The organism is Nocardioidaceae bacterium (assembly GCA_018672315.1).
Taxonomy (GTDB): domain Bacteria; phylum Actinomycetota; class Actinomycetes; order Propionibacteriales; family Nocardioidaceae; genus TYQ2.
In genome coordinates, this window is the sequence record CP076053.1 from 1,726,089 (window position 1) to 1,744,512 (window position 18,424).

23 protein-coding genes and 1 tRNA gene are annotated in these 18,424 nt (G+C 72.8%); 17 read left to right on the forward strand and 7 right to left on the reverse strand.

What is annotated here, in order from left to right; translation table 11 throughout:
- Nucleotides 1–174 precede the first annotated feature (174 nt).
- The 4 genes from KLP28_08155 to KLP28_08170 all read left to right on the forward strand — a co-directional run bounded on the left by KLP28_08155 (nucleotide 175) and on the right by KLP28_08170 (nucleotide 3,327).
- A complete protein-coding gene (locus tag KLP28_08155) occupies nucleotides 175–1,323 on the forward strand; it encodes an NAD(P) transhydrogenase subunit alpha (protein QWC86629.1) in 1,149 nt (382 codons plus the stop codon).
- Complete coding sequence (locus tag KLP28_08160; protein QWC86630.1) at nucleotides 1,320–1,634, forward strand: NAD(P) transhydrogenase subunit alpha; 315 nt, start codon at nucleotides 1,320–1,322, stop codon at nucleotides 1,632–1,634. The genes KLP28_08155 and KLP28_08160 overlap by 4 nt, the downstream gene beginning before the upstream one ends.
- Nucleotides 1,631–3,031: an NAD(P)(+) transhydrogenase (Re/Si-specific) subunit beta gene (locus tag KLP28_08165; GenBank protein ID QWC86631.1), complete on the forward strand. Its 1,401-nt coding sequence runs from the start codon at nucleotides 1,631–1,633 to the stop codon at nucleotides 3,029–3,031. Before KLP28_08160 ends, KLP28_08165 begins: the two co-directional genes overlap by 4 nt.
- A gap of 119 nt (nucleotides 3,032–3,150) precedes the next feature.
- On the forward strand, nucleotides 3,151–3,327 hold the full coding sequence (locus KLP28_08170) for a hypothetical protein (GenBank protein ID QWC86632.1): 177 nt from the start codon (nucleotides 3,151–3,153) through the stop codon (nucleotides 3,325–3,327).
- A gap of 48 nt (nucleotides 3,328–3,375) precedes the next feature.
- Here KLP28_08170 and upp read toward each other — a convergent pair whose 3' ends face one another.
- Nucleotides 3,376–4,014 (reverse strand): uracil phosphoribosyltransferase, encoded by a 639-nt coding sequence (gene upp, locus KLP28_08175; protein QWC86633.1) that lies wholly within the window; start codon nucleotides 4,012–4,014, stop codon nucleotides 3,376–3,378.
- 71 nt (nucleotides 4,015–4,085) lie between these two features.
- Here upp and KLP28_08180 point away from each other — a divergent pair, with 71 nt between their 5' ends.
- Together KLP28_08180 and KLP28_08185 are read left to right on the forward strand one after the other, a co-directional pair.
- The gene (locus tag KLP28_08180; GenBank protein QWC86634.1) at nucleotides 4,086–4,601 is read left to right on the forward strand and encodes a tRNA adenosine deaminase-associated protein; all 516 of its coding nucleotides are present in this window, start codon (nucleotides 4,086–4,088) and stop codon (nucleotides 4,599–4,601) included.
- A 41-nt stretch (nucleotides 4,602–4,642) separates the two neighbouring features.
- On the forward strand, nucleotides 4,643–5,092 hold the full coding sequence (locus KLP28_08185; GenBank protein QWC86880.1) for a nucleoside deaminase: 450 nt from the start codon (nucleotides 4,643–4,645) through the stop codon (nucleotides 5,090–5,092).
- A 22-nt stretch (nucleotides 5,093–5,114) separates the two neighbouring features.
- On the opposite strand, the gene KLP28_08190 is transcribed toward KLP28_08185, so the two are convergent.
- Both KLP28_08190 and KLP28_08195 read right to left on the reverse strand, forming a co-directional pair.
- A complete protein-coding gene (locus KLP28_08190) occupies nucleotides 5,115–5,825 on the reverse strand; it encodes a TIGR03943 family protein (protein QWC86635.1) in 711 nt (236 codons plus the stop codon).
- On the reverse strand, nucleotides 5,813–6,805 hold the full coding sequence (locus KLP28_08195; GenBank protein ID QWC86636.1) for a permease: 993 nt from the start codon (nucleotides 6,803–6,805) through the stop codon (nucleotides 5,813–5,815). Before KLP28_08195 ends, KLP28_08190 begins: the two co-directional genes overlap by 13 nt.
- 109 nt (nucleotides 6,806–6,914) lie before the next feature.
- Between KLP28_08195 and KLP28_08200 the strand changes: the two genes are divergently transcribed.
- Nucleotides 6,915–7,004 (forward strand) — tRNA-Ser (locus KLP28_08200).
- An 86-nt stretch (nucleotides 7,005–7,090) separates the two neighbouring features.
- Here KLP28_08200 and KLP28_08205 read toward each other — a convergent pair.
- Complete coding sequence (locus KLP28_08205; GenBank protein ID QWC86637.1) at nucleotides 7,091–7,288, reverse strand: hypothetical protein; 198 nt, start codon at nucleotides 7,286–7,288, stop codon at nucleotides 7,091–7,093.
- Nucleotides 7,289–7,403: 115 nt separating this feature from the next.
- Between KLP28_08205 and KLP28_08210 the strand changes: the two genes are divergently transcribed.
- The 3 genes from KLP28_08210 (at nucleotide 7,404) to KLP28_08220 (ending at nucleotide 8,792) form a co-directional block, all read left to right on the forward strand.
- Nucleotides 7,404–7,820, forward strand: a complete 417-nt coding sequence (locus KLP28_08210; protein ID QWC86638.1) for a DUF302 domain-containing protein — start codon at nucleotides 7,404–7,406, stop codon at nucleotides 7,818–7,820.
- Nucleotides 7,817–8,080, forward strand: coding sequence for a metal-sensitive transcriptional regulator (locus tag KLP28_08215; GenBank protein ID QWC86639.1), 264 nt, complete (start codon nucleotides 7,817–7,819; stop codon nucleotides 8,078–8,080). The genes KLP28_08210 and KLP28_08215 overlap by 4 nt, the downstream gene beginning before the upstream one ends.
- A 100-nt stretch (nucleotides 8,081–8,180) precedes the next feature.
- Nucleotides 8,181–8,792, forward strand: a complete 612-nt coding sequence (locus KLP28_08220; GenBank protein QWC86640.1) for a DUF305 domain-containing protein — start codon at nucleotides 8,181–8,183, stop codon at nucleotides 8,790–8,792.
- Nucleotides 8,793–8,796: 4 nt separating this feature from the next.
- Here KLP28_08220 and KLP28_08225 read toward each other — a convergent pair whose 3' ends face one another.
- A complete protein-coding gene (locus tag KLP28_08225; GenBank protein ID QWC86641.1) occupies nucleotides 8,797–9,141 on the reverse strand; it encodes a hypothetical protein in 345 nt (114 codons plus the stop codon).
- A 72-nt stretch (nucleotides 9,142–9,213) separates the two neighbouring features.
- On the opposite strand from KLP28_08225, the gene KLP28_08230 reads away from it, so the two are divergent.
- A complete protein-coding gene (locus tag KLP28_08230) occupies nucleotides 9,214–9,975 on the forward strand; it encodes a PT domain-containing protein (GenBank protein QWC86642.1) in 762 nt (253 codons plus the stop codon).
- Nucleotides 9,976–10,005: 30 nt separating this feature from the next.
- Here KLP28_08230 and KLP28_08235 read toward each other — a convergent pair whose 3' ends face one another.
- Entirely contained in the window at nucleotides 10,006–12,234 is a 2,229-nt protein-coding gene (locus KLP28_08235; protein ID QWC86643.1) for an MMPL family transporter, read from the reverse strand.
- 151 nt (nucleotides 12,235–12,385) lie between these two features.
- Here KLP28_08235 and KLP28_08240 point away from each other — a divergent pair, with 151 nt between their 5' ends.
- Nucleotides 12,386–13,048, forward strand: coding sequence for a MarR family winged helix-turn-helix transcriptional regulator (locus KLP28_08240; protein QWC86644.1), 663 nt, complete (start codon nucleotides 12,386–12,388; stop codon nucleotides 13,046–13,048).
- Here KLP28_08240 and KLP28_08245 read toward each other — a convergent pair.
- On the reverse strand, nucleotides 13,003–13,404 hold the full coding sequence (locus tag KLP28_08245) for a VOC family protein (GenBank protein ID QWC86645.1): 402 nt from the start codon (nucleotides 13,402–13,404) through the stop codon (nucleotides 13,003–13,005). The two genes, KLP28_08240 and KLP28_08245, sit on opposite strands and share 46 nt — an antisense overlap.
- A 102-nt stretch (nucleotides 13,405–13,506) precedes the next feature.
- Between KLP28_08245 and KLP28_08250 the strand changes: the two genes are divergently transcribed.
- The 5 genes from KLP28_08250 to KLP28_08270 all read left to right on the forward strand — a co-directional run bounded on the left by KLP28_08250 (nucleotide 13,507) and on the right by KLP28_08270 (nucleotide 18,421).
- A complete protein-coding gene (locus tag KLP28_08250; GenBank protein QWC86646.1) occupies nucleotides 13,507–13,911 on the forward strand; it encodes a metalloregulator ArsR/SmtB family transcription factor in 405 nt (134 codons plus the stop codon).
- Nucleotides 13,912–13,915: 4 nt separating this feature from the next.
- Entirely contained in the window at nucleotides 13,916–14,554 is a 639-nt protein-coding gene (locus KLP28_08255; GenBank protein QWC86647.1) for a hypothetical protein, read from the forward strand.
- A gap of 74 nt (nucleotides 14,555–14,628) precedes the next feature.
- Nucleotides 14,629–15,420 carry a MoxR family ATPase gene (locus KLP28_08260; protein ID QWC86881.1) on the forward strand — a complete coding sequence of 264 codons (792 nt, stop codon included), beginning with the start codon at nucleotides 14,629–14,631 and terminating at the stop codon, nucleotides 15,418–15,420.
- A 17-nt stretch (nucleotides 15,421–15,437) separates the two neighbouring features.
- The gene (murJ, locus tag KLP28_08265; protein ID QWC86648.1) at nucleotides 15,438–16,994 is read left to right on the forward strand and encodes a murein biosynthesis integral membrane protein MurJ; all 1,557 of its coding nucleotides are present in this window, start codon (nucleotides 15,438–15,440) and stop codon (nucleotides 16,992–16,994) included.
- 80 nt (nucleotides 16,995–17,074) lie between these two features.
- Nucleotides 17,075–18,421, forward strand: coding sequence for a hypothetical protein (locus KLP28_08270; protein ID QWC86649.1), 1,347 nt, complete (start codon nucleotides 17,075–17,077; stop codon nucleotides 18,419–18,421).
- Nucleotides 18,422–18,424: the final 3 nt, after the last annotated feature.

The following is an 18,424-nucleotide window of genomic DNA, read 5'->3' on the forward strand; positions in this document are numbered from 1 at the left end:
CGCGCAAGCACGGGTACGCCCGCACCTGCGGGCGTTCAGGGAGTGGCCCCAAAGTGACCAGGGCGGCCGGCCCCCACGATCCGACGACTGTCGAGTCGTAACTCCGGGTGAGACCGCTCTCAGCCTCCAGCGGCCTCTCGCCAGGCCCGGGCCTGAGCCGTAGGGTCACCGACCGTGAAGATCGCAGTGGTCGCAGAGACCCGGGAGGGCGAGGCCCGCGTCGCGATGGTGCCCGAGCTGGTCGCCAAGCTGACGGCGCTGGGCTACGCGGTGCTGGTCGAGCCGGGGGCCGGCGAGGGGTCGCTGCACGCCGACGAGGAGTACGTCGCCGCCGGCGCCTCCGTGACACCCGACGCCCGCGCCGAGGCCGACGTCCTGGTGGCGGTGAACCCTCTCGAGGCCGAGCAGGTCCGTGGCCTGCGACCCGGGACGGCGGTCGTCTCCTTCGTGCACCCCCACCAGCACCTCGACGCCGTCGCCGCGGCACGCGACGCCCAGGTCGACCTGTACGCGATGGAGCTGGTGCCCCGCATCAGCCGCGCGCAGTCGATGGACGCCCTGAGCTCCCAGGCGCTGGTCGCCGGGTATCGCTGCGCGGTCGTCGCCGCCGGCATGCTCAAGCGCTTCTTCCCGCTGAACATGACCGCGGCGGGCACGGTGCCGCCCGCCCAGGTGGTCGTGCTCGGTGCCGGGGTCGCGGGTCTGCAGGCCATCGCCACGGCGAAGCGGCTCGGCGCAGTCGTCAAGGCGTACGACGTACGCGCCGCGGCCGCCGAGGAGATCCGCTCGGTGGGAGCCCAGGCCATCGAGCTCGACCTCGAGACCCTCGAGGGCTCGGGCGGCTACGCGCGGGAGATGACCGAGGACCGGGCTGCGCGGCAGCGCGAGCTCCTCACCCCCTACATCGCCGCGGCGGACGCCCTGATCACGACCGCCGCGGTGCCCGGCCGCGCCGCGCCGCGGCTGGTGACCGCCGCGATGGTCGAGCAGATGAAGCCGGGATCGGTGGTGGTCGACCTGGCTGCCGAGACCGGCGGGAACGTGGAGGGCTCGGTCGCGGGCAGCGTCGTACGCGTCGGTCACGCCTCGGTGTGGGGCGGCGCGAACGTGCCCTCGCAGATGCCCGGCCCCGCCTCGAGGCTCTACGCCCAGAACGTCGTCAACCTCGTGACGCTCATGAGCGACGGCGAGGGCGGGTTCGCGCCCGACCACGAGGACGAGATCGTCATCGGATCCTGCGTCGTGCACCGCGGAGAGGTGCGGCACGAGCAGACCCGCGCCGCGTTGGAGCAGCCCGGGTCCACGGCTGGAGGAGCGTCATGAACGAGTCCATCACCCTGCTCACGATCTTCGTGCTCAGCGTCTTCGTGGGGGTCGAGGTGATCAGCAAGGTCTCCTCGACCCTGCACACCCCCTTGATGAGCGGCGCGAACGCGATCCACGGCATCATCCTGCTCGGCGCGATCCTCGTGACCGGCACGGCCGAGTCCGCCCTCGCCATCGGTGTCGGACTGGTCGCGATCGTGCTGGCCGCGATCAACATGGTCGGCGGCTTCGTGGTGACCGACCGGATGCTCCAGATGTTCGGCGCGAAGAAGAAGCCGACCGTCACGACCTCGGAGTTCGAGGCGTGAGCCCCGTCAGCGGCGTCCCCGTCTGGGCACAGCTGGCGTACCTGGTCTGCGCCGTCGGGTTCATCCTCGCGCTGCGCGGCCTCTCGGGCCCGCGCACGGCGCGTCGCGGCAACCTCATCGGCGCCGCGGCGGCCGTCGTGGGCTGCGCGATCCCCTTCTTCTACGTCGAGCTCGACAACCTGGTCCCGATCCTGGTCGCGATCGCCGTGGGCTCGGTGGTCGGCCTGGTCGGCGCCCAACGCGTCCAGATGACGCAGATGCCGCAGATGGTCGCGCTGTTCAACGGCGTCGGCGGCGGCGCGGCGGCACTGGTGGCGCTGCTCGAGCTCGAGGAGTTCCTCGCCCCCGGCGCCGAGGAGCCCGGCACCTTCGCGCTGGTCGCGACCGCCTTCACCGTCGTCGTGGGTGCGGTCTCCTTCGCGGGCTCGGTCATCACGTTCCTGAAGCTCCAGGAGCTCATGACCTCGCGGCCGGTGCTCTTCCCCGGCCTCCCGGTCGCGTTCGGCGGCTCGCTGGTGCTCGCCCTGGTGCTCTCGGTGCTGCTGGTGACCAGCCCGGCGGTGTGGATCGGCGTCGTGCTCGCGCTGCTCGGCCTGGCCGTCGGCGTGCTGCTGGTGCTCCCGGTCGGCGGGGCCGACGTACCCATCGTGATCTCGCTGCTCAACGCCTTCACCGGCCTCACCGTCGCCGCCGGCGGCTACGTGCTCGGCAACACCCTGCTGCTGGTCGCGGGCACCCTCGTCGGTGCCTCCGGCACCTTCCTGACCCGGCTCATGGCCTCCGCCATGGGCCGCTCGGTCGCCAACATCCTCTTCGGGGCGCTGAAGGGCGGCTCGACGTTGGGTGCCGGGGAGGCCTCGGACCGACCCGTACGCTCCGCCGGGGCCGAGGACGTCGCGATCCTCCTCGGGTACGCCGGCCGCGTCATCATCGTGCCCGGCTACGGCCTGGCCGTCGCGCAGGCCCAGCACACCCTGCGCGAGCTCGTCGAGGTGCTCACCGCCCGCGGCATCGCGGTGGACTACGCGATCCACCCGGTCGCGGGCCGCATGCCGGGCCACATGAACGTGCTGCTGGCCGAGGCGCAGGTGCCGTACGAGCAGCTCAAGGAGATGGACGACATCAACGGCGAGTTCAAGCACACCGACGTGGTCGTCGTCGTGGGCGCGAACGACGTCGTGAACCCGGCCGCCAAGACGACGCCGGGCGCGCCGATCTACGGGATGCCGATCCTCGACGCCGACGAGGCGCAGCAGATCGTGTTCATGAAGCGCTCGATGCGTCCGGGCTTCGCGGGCATCGAGAACGAGCTGCTCTTCGACCCGAAGACGACGCTCCTCTTCGGGGACGCCAAGGAGCAGCTGGGCAAGCTGCTCAGCGCCGTCAAGGCGCTCTGAGCAGCGCGGGACCGAGGTCGCAGCACACCTGTTCTCCCGATCACGCTGCCGCGTGGCGCCGGACGTGGGAGGGTATGGAGGGCGCATCTGTGCGTACCCCACACCCCCGAGGAGCCTTCATGTCCACACAGGATGACGAGGAGCGCCTGGCGAAGGACGACGGCCACCGCTACGAGGCGCCGGAGTCCCGGGAGGAAGAAGAGGCCAAGGGCATCGACTTCCTGGTGCTCGGCGCCGTCGTGCTCATCATCATGGTGCTCGGTGCGACCGGGGCCATCCCGCTCTACTCCTACTGAGCCGTCCCAGCACCGGCACCCACCGGCCCCCACCGGTGCGGATCGACCTCAGACGAGCCCGTACAACCGGTCCCCGGCGTCGCCGAGGCCCGGCGTGATGTAGCCCTTCTCCGTCAGCCGGTCGTCGACGGCCGCCGTGACGACGGTGACCGGGGCGTCGATGTCGGCCAGATCCCGCTTGAGCAGCTCCACGCCCTCCGGTGCGGCGAGCAGCACCACGACGACGATGTCGGAGGCGCCTCGGTCGACCAGGAACCGCAGGGCGGCGGCGAGCGTGCCACCGGTGGCGAGCATCGGGTCGACGACGAAGCACTGTCGCCCCGACAGGTCGGCGGGCAGTCGCTCGGCGTACGTCGTGGCCTCCAGGGTCTCCTCATCGCGCACCATGCCGAGGAAGCCGACCTCGGCCGTCGGCACGAGCCGGAGCAGACCGTCGAGCATGCCGAGGCCGGCGCGCAGGATCGGCACGACCAGCGGCCGCGGCGTGCTCAGCTGGACGCCGTCGGCCACGGCCACCGGCGTGGTGACCTGCACGGGCTCGACCCGCACGTCGCGGGTGGCCTCGTACGCCAGCAGCGTCACGAGCTCGTCGGCGAGGAGCCGGAAGGTCGGTGACGTCGTCCGCTGGTCGCGCAGGGTGGTGAGCTTGTGGGCCACGAGCGGGTGGTCGACGACGCGTAGCTGCATGACCGAACCCTAGGCGCTCCCCGCGCGGGAACTCATTCGCCTGGGTGGGCCGACTCTGCGACGATTCCCTGGTGAGCCCGCACACCGAGCCGCCGGTCGACGCCACGGATCCCTCCGATGCCGTCGACCTGGCCGTGGTCGCCTACCGCGAGGACGAGGTGTGGCAGGTCGAGGAGCTCGAGCCCGAGCTGGTGCTCGACTTCGAGACGCTGACCAAGCAGCTGCGCCGACGCAGCGCCGATGACGGTGCGATCGCGATGGTGGCGTACGACGAGGACTTCCTGCTGGTCGTGCGGGTGCGCGGGGCGCGGGTGCAGGTGCTGCTCTCGGACGTGACGGCGGCCCTGGAGTGGGACGTCGCCCGGGGTGCGCTGGAGGCGCTCGGGGAGGACCTGCCCGACGAGGACGACGACCCCGAGACCGTCGGCGACGTCGACCTGCTCGAGGACCTCGGGCTCACCGAGTCCGACGTCGACGAGATCCTGGACGACGAGGACCTCTTCCCCGACGAGATGATCGCCGGCATCGCGGTCGAGATCGGCCTGGACGGGCTCGTCGACGAGGTGCGGGGACTCTCCGCGACGTGAGTCCCGGACGTCTGGCGGGGCACGTCCCATGGCGGCCCGCGATGCAGGAGGCGCTGGACGAGGCGGGCGTCGCCGAGGCGGCGGGCGACGTGCCCGTGGGGGCGGTCGTGCTCGACGCCGCGGGTGTGGTCGTGGCGACGGCGCACAACGAACGGGAGGCCTCCGGGGACCCGACGGCGCACGCCGAGGTGCTCGCGCTGCGTCGCGCCGCCGCCGCACGGCACCCCGACGGCGCGGACTGGCGGCTCGAGGGCTGCACGCTGGTGGTGACGCTCGAGCCGTGCACGATGTGCGCCGGTGCCGCGGTGCTCTCCCGGGTCGCGCGGGTGGTCTTCGGGGCGTACGACGACCGCGCCGGCGCGGCCGGGTCCTTGTGGGACGTGGTGCGGGACCGACGCCTGAACCACCGTCCCGAGGTGGTCGGCGGCGTCGAGGCCGAACGCTGCCGTGACGTGCTCGACGCGTTCTTCGCCGACCGGCGCTCGCCGTAGCCGCCCCCTCGGACGCCCGGGGTCACTCGTACGGGGAGGCCGGCTCCGGGATCTCCCGGAGCCCGGAGATCTCCAGGGAGGCGGGGGTGGTCGAGGAGCGCGAGCCGGTGCCGGGCACGAGCCGACCGGTCGCCGTGACCCACTGGTCGCGTGGCGGGGCGGCGGACCCCTCGACGCGTACGCGGTAGGGCGCCGCGTCGGCGGCACAGCACCCGATGGTGAGGCGGGTGAGGTACCACTCGCCCCCCTCGCCGTAGCTGACGAACCCGGTGAGGCGTACGTCGACGCCCTCGAGGCTGCCGCCCTGCCCGCGCGAGGCGCGGTAGAGGAACTCCCCAAGGCTCATCCGGGAGACCTGGTCCTCGGGCAGCGCGCTCAACGGCGCGGGCTGCAGGACGGGGGTGGCGTCCGAGGCGCGACGCTCGGCGACGAAGGCGCCCAGGGCCGGGGGTGGGACGACGAAGAGCACGATGACGGGCAGCGCCAGCAACCAGGTGACGAGCGGGACGGGGTGCGCGTGGTCGTGCTCCTCGCCGCCGTCGCCCTCGTGGCGCTCCGGTCGCAGGATCGGTCCGGCGGCCATGACCAGCAGCAGCACGCCGGTGATCAGCAGGGGCCATCGCATCCAGTCGGTGACGAAGCGCAGGTACTCCCCGGTCAGCGAGATGCGGACGAGCACCGCCCCGAGCATCGCGATGAGCAGGCCCTGCGTCGCAGCCCTCACAGCAGCCACCAGCCCACGAGGGAGGCGACGGCCACGGCGACGCCGAGGACGACGGGCACGAACTGGCGGGCGAAGGCGCCTCCGAAGTAGCCGGCCTCGAGCGAGGCGAGCTTGACGTCCATCGCGGGCCCGACCACGAGGAAGACGAGCTTCGCCGTGTCGGAGAAGGCGGTGAGGCTCGCGGCGACGAAGGCGTCGGACTCCGAGCACAGCGCCATGACGAAGGCGAACAGCGCCATCGTGCCGACGGCGAGGACGGCCTGGCCGGCGACGGTGTCGATGAGAGCCCGGGGGACCATCGTGTTGACGGCGGCGGCGATCATCGCGCCGAGCACGAGGAAGCCCGAGGCGTGCACGAAGTCGTGGCGGGCGGTGGCGGTGAAGCGCTCGCGCGTGGTCGAGCCCTCCCACGGCACGCGGTCGAGTCGGCGCATCGGCAGCCGGGCGCCGCGGCTCAAGCACCACCAGCCGACGAGGATCGCCACGGCCAGCGACGCCAGGAAGCGGGCGAGGACGATCTCGGGCTGGCCGGGGAAGGCCACCGCGGTCGAGATGAGCACGGCCGGGTTCACCGCAGGGGCGGCGAGCAGGAAGGTCAGCGCGACGGCAGGGACCACCCCGCGCCGGATGAGGCTGCCGGCGATCGGCACCGCGGCGCACTCGCACCCCGGCAGCCCGATGCCCGCCGCCCCGGCGACGGGCACGCCCAGGATCGGGTTCTTCGGGACGGCGCGGCGCAGCACGCGCTCGGAGAGCACGGAGGAGATGACCGCCGACAGCAGCACGCCGAAGGCCAGGAACGGCGCCGACTGCACGACGATCGCCAGGAAGATCGTGCTCCACGACGCGAGCAGCGGCTGGGAGAGGCTCAGCCCGGCGAACGACCCGGCCACCACGACGAGCGACATGACGATCGCGACGACCTCGGTCTGACCGATGGTCGAGCGGGGTGGGCTCTCACGGGAGTCCTGCGCGGTCGGCGTGCTCATGGGGCTCCTGCTCACGTGGGAATGAGTATCAGAACCGTACGACACTTCGTGCCTCGTCGGCTGCGAACCGCCGACCTCGCGCGCGTACGCCTTGTGTAGGGTTTCTCCCGGTGGCGTGTCCGAGCGGCCTAAGGAGAACGCCTCGAAAGCGTTTGTTGGGGCAACCCAACCGAGGGTTCAAATCCCTCCGCCACCGCCACATCCAGTTGGTCACGACGGGCCGGCACCCTCAGGCGGGTGTCGGCCCGTCGTACGCGGCGTCGATGACGGTCTGATCGCCTGACGTCAGCCGCGACGGAACAGGCGGCTGAAGGCGCCCCCGGCCGGTGCGGGGCTCCGGTCGGCGGCGCTGCGCTCACCGGGCGCGTGCTCGCCCGGACACCACTGGCCGGCGGGAACACCGGCCTCGACCTGGGCGATGTGCTGGCCGCATCCGGCCCAGGTGGTCTTGCCGCAGACGTCGCAGGTGAGGGGACGGCACATGAGGGCTCCTTCGTTCGTCGGGGCGCACCGAATGCGCCGAGCTATGTCCGGACAATAACACCCCCGGGGGTATAGTCGGCAGCGACCGAGACCCGCACCTGCGAGGAGCGCACCCATGGCCGACTACACCCTGTCCACCACCCTGGCGATGCCGTACGACGCGGCCGTCACCGAGGTCCGTGAGGGCCTGGCCGACCAGGGCTTCGGCATCCTCACCGAGATCGACCTGCGCGCCACCCTGAAGGCGAAGCTGGACGTCGAGGTACCGTCCCAGGTCATCCTCGGGGCCTGCCGGCCGCCGCTGGCGCACGAAGCCCTGCAGGTGGATCCCTCGATCGCGACCGTGCTGCCGTGCAACGTCGTCGTCCGCGCCGTGGACGCCGGGACCACCGTGGTCGAGGCCTTCGACCCCGACGCGATGATGGGTCTGTCCTCCGCCGGGGGACTCGACACCGTCGCCGCCGACGCCAGGCAGCGGCTCACCGCCATGCTGTCGGCCCTCGCCGACGCCCCCCAGGAGGACGCTCGATGAAGCTCGAGCCCACCACGATGACCCCGGTCGTCAACCGCTTGAAGCGCGCGCAGGGTCAGCTGGCGGGCGTGGTGCGCATGCTCGAGGAGGGTCGGGACTGCGAGGACGTCGTGACCCAGCTCGCCGCGGTCTCGAAGGCGCTGGACCGCGCGGGCTTCGCCATCGTCGCGAGCGGGATGGAGCAGTGCCTCTCCGGGTCGGACGGCGTCGACGGGGTCGACGTCAAGAAGATGGAGAAGCTGTTCCTCTCGCTCGCCTGAGGTGCCACCGCGCCGGGGGGTGAGTCGTTCACCCCCGGATGGGTAGGACGGCGTCATGCTCACCGGTGCGGCGCGTCGTGCACGTGTGGCGGGCGTTGCCGTGATAGGCACCGCGCTGCTCAGCGGATGCGTCTACGCCGAGGCGAGCAGTGCGACGGCGATCCGCCCGGCCGCCGCGTCGTCGCCGGTCGTCGCGCCGAGCACGGAGTCCGAGTCCGAGTCCGACCCTGCGGGCGGTGACGACCTGAGCCGGGTCCACGACGAGCAGGACGCTGCGTACGTGCTCGCCGCCGTGGAGCACCACGAGCTCACCGGCCGCCTGGCGGACCTGATGCTCGCCGAAGCACGCGCGACCGACGAGCACCGCGCGCTGGCGGAGCTGCTCGTGGCCACGCAGGCGAGCCGGGTCGAGGGGCTCCACGACCTGCTCGCGGTCTGGGACCGCGACACGCACCTCCCGGCCCGCGCCGTCGACGGTGAAACCGCGCTCGGGACGGTCGAGGAGAGTCTGGCGCTGCTCGAGGAGCAGCGCGACAGCCCCGGCTTCGCGCCGTTCTGGCTGCTCACCGTCGCCGAGCACCAGCAGGCCCTGCTGCAGCCGGCCCGGCGTACGGCGGCGCGGGGCACCTCACCGGACGCGCGCGCCCACGCCGAGACCTTCGTACGCGACCACGCGCTCGTCGCCGCCCGCCTGGCCGAGCTGGGAGCCTGAGCGCTCAGCGCACGAGCAGCGCGACGACGACGGGGGCCACACCGAGCAGCAGCCACGGGCTGAGGACCGGCTTGCGGTGGATGGCCCGGCCGGCGACCACCGCCATGACGCAGAAGATCCCGGCGATGAGGATGAGACCGGTCTCGGCACCCGCGCGACGGTCGCCGAGTGTGAACGCCGCGTAGAAGACCCCCGCCGCCAGATGCAGGATCGTCGACACGGCCAGCACCGACATGACCCACATCTGCACGGTCGACAGGCTCATCTCGTACCCCGAGGCCGACTGCCGCGGCCGCGGGTCGGCGGGGTCGATCAGGTGCCGGCGCCGTCGGTCGGTGGTCACCCCCACATCCTAGGAGCCGCTCGCGCGCACCCCCCGTGGCCCATTCGTGAGGTGTGACCTGCGCCGCAGAGCGCGAAGATGACGCACATGACCGTCGTACGCCGCCAGGCTCCCCTCCCGCGCCCGACCGCCGCGGTCGGCCTCGCCCTGTGTCTCGGGCTGTCCGTCGCCGGCTGCGGGGGGAGCGACGAGGCCGGCGACGAGGCCGGCGACGAGGCCGGGGCGAGCTCCACGTCCCAGCCCTCGGAGCCGCCGTCGGGCCAGCCCTCGGGCCAGCCCTCCGGTCAGCCGACGGCGCAGCCCGTGCCCGCCCTCACCTTCGTGAAGCAGCCCGGCGAGGACGCCGAGGCGACCTGCTACGCGCTCGGTGGGGACGACCCGGGCGAGGTCGCCTGGTACGCCTCCGCGGTCAACGTCACCGCCAGCGGCCGCCTGACCGACGTACGGGCTGTCGACTCCACCGGCGTGACCGTCACGGTCGAGGACACCCAGCAGGTCCCGTTGGCCGGGCGTACGGGCCGTGTCGGCGGCGTCGGGGCATGGCCCCTGACAGCCGACCAGGTGGGGCGCTTCATCGTCGTACGCGACGCCTCGGACATGGTCGGGACCGACCTGCGGGCCAACCGGACCGTGCTCCCCGTCGTGCACGTGACGGCGCAGCGGGACTCCTCGGTGGCGGAGCTCGTCTTCACCTACGAGCTCAGCAACGGGCAGGTCACCGAGACGACCTACCCGGCCGACCTGCGGTTCGCCCGATCCTGCGGCAACGGCAACGGCAACGGCAACGGCAACGGCAACAACAACGGCGGCGGCAACGACAACGGCGGCGAGGAGGACTGACCCCTCGCCGCCGTCGTCACGCAGCCCCGCTCAGGCGCGGTGGCGCCCCCCGGCCGCGACCGGCTCGGGCTCGTCCTCCGGCCGGGGCGCCGCGTGCCGGCCCCGCGGGTCGGCGGCGGACTCGCCCTCGACGTCGACGGTCGGGAGCACGCGCCCGAGCCAGGAGGGGAGCCACCAGGTGGCACGGCCGAGCTTGGTCATCACGGCCGGCACGATGATGAGCCGCACGACGAAGGCGTCGACCAGCACGCCCAGTCCGAGCGCCAGCCCGAAGGTCTTGATGATCCGGTCGTCGGCCGAGACGAACGCGAGGAACACGCTCGCCAGGATCAGGGCGGCGGCCACGACGACCCGACCCGACCCCACGAGCCCGGCGCGGACAGCGCGGGTCGGCTCCCCGGTGAGCTGCCACTCCTCCTGCATCCGCGAGACCAGGAAGACCTGGTAGTCCATCGCGAGGCCGAACAGGATCGCGAACACCATGATCGGCACGAACGGCAGGATCGGTCCGGTGCCCGTGACCCCGAGCAGGCCGTTGGCGAACCCGTCCTGGAAGACCAGCGTGGTGACGCCGAGCGAGACCGCGAGCGAGAGCAGGCTCGAGACCGCGCCGAGCGCCGGCACGAGCACGGAGCGGAACAGCAGCACGAGCATCAGGAAGCCCAGTCCGACCACGACGCTGAGGAACAGCGGGAGCGCGTCGACCAGCACGGTGGTGAAGTCCGCGGAGATGGCGGTCGAGCCGCCCACGTACGCCTGTGCGTCAGTGCCATCGAGGACAGCAGGCACCACGTCGTCCCGGATGCGGTCGAGGGTGTCGCCGGTCGCGGGGTCCTGCGGCCCGGTCGTGGGCTGTACCTGGATGAGGGCGGTGTCGCCGGCTTCGGAGGGCTGGGGCGGGCTGGCGAAGGCGACGCCCTCGGTGCCGTTGAGGCGCTCGACGAGCTGGGCCGCCGGCGCAAGGGCCTGCTCGCCGGTGCCGCCGAGCTCCACGGCCACCAGGAACGGGCCGTTCGCGCCGTCGCCGAAGCCCTCGGCGGTCAGCTCGTACGCCACCCGCGTCAGGCTGCCCTCGGCGTCGCCGGAGGCGTCGGGGAAGCCGCTGCGGAGGTCGAGCACCGGGGAGGCGATCGCCAGGAGCACCACGGTCGCCAGCGTGGCGATCACGCCGGGGCGCTTCTGCAGCACGTCGGCCCACCGGGAGAAGAGGCGCCCCTCGCGCGCCGAGCGCTTGTCGGCGCCGGGCACCTTGCCGGCGAGCGAGCGCTTGCCCAGCAGCGAGAGCGCCGCGGGCAGCAGCAGGGTCGCCGAGAGCATCACGAAGGCGACGGTGACGGCGGCGGCGATGGCGAGGCCGTTCATGAACCCGATGCCGAGCACGAACAGGCCGAGCAGCGCGATGATCACCGTGAAGGCGGCGAAGAGCACCGCGCGTCCGGCGGTGGAGACCGCCTCGAGCACGGCGTCGCGCGGCTCGGCGCCGTCGTGGCGCGCGCGGCGGTAGCGGTTGACCACGAAGAGCCCGTAGTCGATGCCGACGCCCAGACCGATCATCGTGGCAAGCGTCGGTCCGAAGGTGGCGATCGTGAAGACGTTGGCGAGGATCGTCACCGCACCCAGACCGCCGGCGAGTCCCAGGGCGGCGGTGAGGATCGGCAGACCGGCGGCCACCACGGACCCGAAGGCGATGAGCAGCACGATCGCAGCGACGGTCAGGCCGACGATCTCGCCGGTCGCGGGCGGCTCGGTCGTGGCGGCCTGCAGGATCTGGCCGGCCAGGCCCAGGTCGCCCGTCGGGATGTCGGCGCGTGCCTGCTCGGCGAGGTCGACGATCTCGCGGACCGAGGCGACGTCGACGTCCTGCATCTCACCGTCGAAGACGATCCGCCCCTGGGCGATCGAGCCGTCCTCGCTGACCAGGCCCTGCTGCGCCGCCTGCCGTGCCGGGAGGTCGATCGGCGAGACGACCTGGGCGACGCCGTCGACGTCGGAGGCCTCGGAGAGCAGCGTGCTCACCGCCTCGCGTACGGGCGCCTCGTTGCGGTAGACCACCTGCACCACGGCCTGGCTGGTGGCGCCCCCGAAGTCCTCGGCCAGGATGTTCTGGGCCGTGGAGGACTCGGTGTCGGGGAGGGTGAAGGAGTCGTCGTAGGAGCCGCCGCCGACGAGGGCGCCGATGCCGAGGGCGACCAGGGCGACCACCCAGACGAGGATGGCGACGAGCGGTCGACGGACGGCGTGGCGGAACACGGAGGTCATAGGGCGTCTCCAGGCTGAGGTGGATCGGGGCGAGGTCCGAGTGAGGTTTGAGAGAAACGGGGGCGCCCAGCATCATGTGTGGGACACATGCATTATGTGTGTGCTGCACACGGGTTTCAAACGCGACGACGTCAAGTGAGAGGAGGGCCACGTGACCGGGTCCGAGCCACGCGGCGTCGACTCCGCGGTGCCGAGCTCGCCTCGTCTCGCCGACGCGGTCGTACGCCTCGACGCGGCCTTCCTCCGGCTGCGTCGATGGATGAGCAATCCGCCGTCGCCGCAGCGGCTCGAGGCCCTCACGAGCACCCTCGGCGACAGCGACGTCGTCGAGGCGGACCCGGCGAAGATCGCGGCCTGCGAGGCGGTGGCCTCCCTGCGCGAGGACGGTCCGGTGATGGTGGGGCAGGTCGCCGCGCACCTCTCGCTCGAACGCTCCACCGCGTCCCGGCTGCTCGGGGACTGTGAGCGTCTGGGTCTCGTCTCCCGCGAGCACGACCCCACGGACCGGCGTCGCGTGCTGCTCGAGCTCACCGACGAGGGCGAACGCGTGGCCGAGCAGACGACGGGCATCCGCCGTCGCCTCATGGCCCGTCTGGTGGCCGACTGGGACGAGGCCGACCTCGATCGCTTCATCGACCAGTTCGACGAGCTCTCCGACCGCATCGGCCACGTCATCGGCGAGGTCGTCGCAGGCCGCGTCCCGGCCGAGCTGGTCGAGGCCCTCGCGACGCCCTCAGGCGACGGGCCCACGCGCGAGACGACCGCGGCTCACGGAGCGGCGGACGCCTCCGGCGCGTCGTCGGTCACGACGTAGTTCTCCCACTCCAGGCTGCCGGGGTCGGTGATCCAGTGCTTGTCCTGGCGGGCGTGGCAGCAGACGGTCCCGTCCTCGCGGCGCAGGACGTGGCCCGACGCCTCCAGTCGGCGCGCCTCCGCCTCGACGGCCTCGGTCGACGAGCGCTCGACCCCGAGGTGGTCGAGGCCGCCGGCTCGTGACGGGTCCTCGAGGAGGGCGAGCTTCAGCGGCGGCCGGGTGATCGAGAAGTTCGCGTAGCCCGGACGCACCTTGTGCGGCTCGGTGGCGAAGAGGTCGCGGTAGAAGGCGATGGCCTCGGTCAGGTCGGGGACGTGCAGCGCCAGCTGCACCCGGTCGAGGGGCGGCGTGCTCATGAGGCTCCTGTCATAGATGGATGTGAATGACACGATGCCAGCAGGGGCTTCGTCGGCGCAAGTCATCGAACGCTGTCGATGACGGCGTGGGAGGATCGCGCCATGAGCCCGAAGCCGCTCCCGGACCTGCCGGCGCCGGTCCCCGCACGCCAGTGCTGTGCCCCCCTGGGCCAGGCGCCCCTGACCTCCTCGGAAGCGGACGAGCTGGCGTGGCGGCTGAAGGCCCTGGCGGACGGGAACCGTCTGCGGCTCCTGTCGCTGCTGCTGTCCGGCGACGGGCCCGGCCTGCGTACGCGTGACCTCGTCGACCCTCTCGGTCTCACCCAGCCGACCGTCACCCACCATCTGCGGCAGCTGGTCGCAGCAGGTCTCGTGACCGCCGAGCGACGGAGCTCCGAGTCCTGGTACGCCGCTGACCGGGGGACTCTGCAGGACCTGGGCTCGCTGCTGCTGCCCGACGCCGCGGGGGCGGCTCCGGAGAGCGAGCACGACGACCTGCGAGCATGAGGCCGTGATTGCTGCCGCCGGTCCTGGGCGCCCCGGCCGTCCCGGCCGCACGGCCGCGTCCGCTGCCCTCGGCACGCTCGCACTGCTCCTGGCCTCGTGCACCGGAGCGCCGGACCCGTCGACCTCGCGCGCGGACACCGCGCCGGGCGTACGCCCGACAGCGTCGCTGAGCCCGGGCGACGGCGTCGTCCGCGAGGAGCCGATCCAGGCGTGCGACGTGCTCACGGCCGAGCGGGCAGAGCAGGTGCTCGGGTCCGTCGCCGACCTCCCCACCGCCGCCACGACGGGCACCGCCGGGCCCGACCTCGCGGTGACGAGCTGCAGCTACCTCTCCGTCGACCGCGACGAGGACGGCGCGCGCAACGCCGTGGGGCTCGTCGTACGCACCGCGCTGTCCGCCGCCGGTGTCGCCGCCAACCGGGACCGCTTCTCCGACGCCGAGCGGCCCACGGGCGCCGAGCCGGTCGACGGGCTCGGCGAGCAGGCCTTCTGGGCACCCGAGCTGGGCCAGCTCAACGTGCTCGCCGACGACCAGTGGTACGTCGTCACCTACGGTGGCCTCGACCCTCGGGCGAACACCCTCGAGGAGACCCGCGCCGCCGCGGCCGTCATCGCAGCCGACCTCGAGGAGAGCACTCCGTGACCTGGTTCGGCTCCGCCGACGACGCAGCCGCCCGTCTGCGGACGCACGGCTACCTGCCCGACGACGCCTCGGCGATGTCGACCTACCTCGCCGGTGAGCTCGGCAAGCCCCTGCTGGTCGAGGGCCCCGCGGGTGTCGGCAAGACCGAGCTGGCCAAGGCCGTCGCGGCCGCCTGCGACGCCGAGCTCGTCCGCCTGCAGTGCTACGAGGGCCTCGACGAGGCCCGCGCGCTGTACGAGTGGAACTACAAGAAGCAGCTGCTGCGGATCCAGGCCGCCCCCGAGGACCGGGACTGGGACGCCACCCACGACGACATCTTCACCGAGGACTTCCTCCTCTCCCGCCCGCTGCTCACCGCCATCCGCCGCGACGGGGCGACCGTGCTGCTCATCGACGAGGTCGACAAGACCGACATCGAGGTCGAGGGTCTGCTGCTGGAGGTGCTCAGCGACTTCCAGGTCACGATCCCCGAGCTCGGCACCGTCACCGCGACCCGGCGTCCGTTCGTGCTGCTGACCTCCAACGCCACCCGCGAGCTGTCCGAGGCGGTCAAGCGGCGCTGCCTCTACCTCCACCTGGACTACCCCGACTCCGAGCGCGAGCGGGAGATCGTCGAGTCCCGCGTGCCCGGCATCGACTCCCGGCTCGCGGCGCAGGTCGTCGACGTCGTGGGCCGCCTGCGCGACCTCGACCTGAAGAAGTCCCCGTCCCTGGCCGAGTCCGTCGACTGGGCGCGTACGCTCCTCGCGCTCGGCGCCTCCGGCCGCAAGGGCGCCGACGACGCCACCATCAAGGCGACCCTGGGAGTCGTGCTGAAGCACCGCAGCGACCTCGACAAGGCCGTCCGCGAGCTCAAGCTCGGCTGAGCCGACCGGCACACGTCGTGGATCGCGGGGGCGTCGCCCGGGCGGCGGGGCTCCTCACGGTGCTCACCGCGGTCAGCCAGCTGCTCGGATTCGTCCGTGACGCGGTCGTCGCCGCGGTGTTCGGCGCGGGGGCCGCGCTCGACGCCTACCTGGTCTCCCAGGGGCTGATGAACCTCGTGCTGGCCCTGGTGGCCTCGGCGATGGCGCGGGCGGTCGTGCCCACCGTCAGCCGGGCCGTGGCCGACGGGGATCCCTCGGGGGGCCACCGCGTCACCCGGACCGTGCTGACCCTCACCGCACTGGTGCTGCTCACCGGGGCCGCCACCGCGTGGTTCGCCGTCGACGGGCTGGTCGCGATCCTCGCGCCCGGCTTCGACGACGCCACGCGAGAGGTCGCGGCAGACCTGTCACGCATCGTGCTGCTCGCCGCCGTGCTGGTCGCCGGCACCGACATCCTCGCTGCGGCGGCGCAGGCCCACGGTCGGTTCCTCTGGTCGGGGCTGCAGGGGATCGGCTTCAACGTCGTCATGATCGGGGTGGCTGCGACCCTGGGGGTGCGGTACGGCATCACATCCCTGGCCTGGGGTTTCGTCGCGGGCTCCGCCGTACGGCTCCTGATGCAGCTGCCGGCCGCCCGGGCCACGGGTCTCACCGCCCGCCCCCGGCTCGACCTCCGTGACCCGGGCGTACGCGAGGTGCTGCACCTCGTGCCGGCCCTGCTGCTCACGGCTGCGGCCGTCAACGTCGGCACCCTCGTCGACAGGGCCGTCGGCTCCGCCCAGGGAGAGGGCGTCATCACCGCCCTCAGCCTGGGCTGGCGCATCGTCACGCTCGTCGACACCCTGCTCGTCGTGACGCTGCTGGCAGCGCTCTACCCCGCTTTCGGGGCGGCGGCCCGCCACGGCGGGGCGACCGTGGGGCGGCTGGTCACCCGTGCGATGCGGGTCGTCATCACGGTGCTCGCCCCGATCGTGATCGGACTCGTGCTCGTCGCGGAGCCGGTGGTGGCGCTGCTCTTCGGACGGGGGAGCTTCGACGACGCCGACGTGGCGGCGACGGGTCTGGCGGTGGCGGGCTACGCCGTCGGCGCGGTCGCCCTCGCGCTCCGATCGCTCGGGACGCGCGCCTGTCTGGCCATGGGGGACACCCGCACCCCGATCATGGTCTCGCTGGTCGTCCTCGCGGTGAACGTCGTCGGCGACCTGACCCTCGGGTTGCTGTTCGGCATCGTGGGACTGGCCGCGGCGACGAGCCTGTCGCTCGCGGTCGGTGTGGTGCTGGTCGTGCGAGCGCTGCACCGGCGCCACGGAGCGGTCTCGGTGGGTGGCGTGCTCGCCACGACGGGCCGTGCCGGCGTGGCCGCGCTGCTCGCGGCGTCGCTGTGCCTCCTGCTCGGTCTGCCGGAGCTCGCCACGGCTGCGGAAGGCCTGCTCACGCAGCTCGGGGCCCTGCTGCTGACCGCGACGGTGCTGTGCGGTGCGTACGCCCTCGTGCTGCGACTCCTGCGCGCGCCGGAGCTGGAGGAGCTCGCGACCGCCGTGGTCGGGATGCGCCGAGGTCGGCGCGGACGATGAGGACCGATACGAACGGGAGCGACACGCAGAGGAGCCGCATCTGCGGCACGGTGACGACGTAAACGGGGAGCATGAGTCGGGTGCTTCCCCCGCGCGCCGCGTCCGTGACCGGGCGTGGTGACGACCCCCAGCGACCTCCGGTCGTCCTCGTCGGGCTGGCCTCGGTGATCGGGCTCCAGACCGCGCGGCTGTTGCACGACCGCGGCATCCGCGTCATCGGCCTCGCGGGAGACCCCGGCCACTACGCCGCGCGCACCAGGACCTGTGAGCGGGTCCTGGCCGCGGACGTGCACGGACCCGGCTTCCTCGAGGTGCTCGAGGTGCTCGGCGAGGAGCTGGCCGAGGAGCTGGCCGACGCGCGCGCCGCGGGCCTGCCCGGGCCGGTGCTGCTGCCGTGCACGGATCGTGCCGTGCTGGTCGTCGCGCAGCACGCTGCGGCGCTGCGGCGCTGGTTCGAGGTGCCCCTCTCCGGGTTCGACACGGTCCACGCCCTCACGGACAAGGCCGCCTTCGCCGACCTCATCGACCGTGTCGGACTGCAGGGTCCGGCGACCCGCGTCGTCCGGGACGCTGCCGACGTCGAGATCGCGGCAGGTCTGCGCTTCCCCGTGGTGGTCAAGCCGTCGGTGAAGTCCCACCACTGGCGCACGGTGACGCGGTCCAAGGTCTGCCGGGTCGAGGACCCGACGGGGCTGCGCGAGCTGTGCGCGCGGGTCGGTCGTGCCGCGGGGGCCCTGGTCGTGCAGGAGCTGGTCGACGGGGACGAGGACCGTCTGATCACCTGCAACAGCTACGTCGACCGGCACGGGCGTACGCTCGCCAGCTTCACCAGCCGCAAGCGTCGTCAGTGGCCGCCGGCCCTGGGCATCGCGTCCTACGCCGAACCCGTCGAGGACGCGGAGGTCGCCGCGCTGGCGGAGCGGCTGTTCGCCGACGCGGGGTTCCACGGTCTCGCCTACCTCGAGGTCAAGCGGGACCGCGCCTCGGGCCGCCCGGTCCTGATTGAGGCCAACGTCGGGCGGCCCACCGGCCGGTCGGCCATGGCCGAGGCCAGCGGGGTGGAGCTGCTCATGACGATGTACGCCGACGCGGTCGGGCTCCCGCTCCCGCCCGCCGCCGAGCGACGGCAGGCACCCGGCGGACCCGCGTGGATCAACCTCCGCCGCGACGCGCTGGCCTTCTGGGCCGCCCGGCGAGCCGGCGCCATGACCGCCCGGGAGTGGTCGCAGGACCTGCGCAGGCCCCTGGTGCATGCCGTGTGGTCGCGGCGCGACCCGATGCCCTTCATCATGGAGTTGTGCCACTCCTCCCGACGGGCCTGGACCAGGACGACCGGCCGACGCGCCACGTCCCCGCGCCCGGCCGCTCCGCTGCCCCTGCCGCCGTCACGGACTCCCGACGTGACGGTGCGCCGAGCCGCGGAGTAGGCG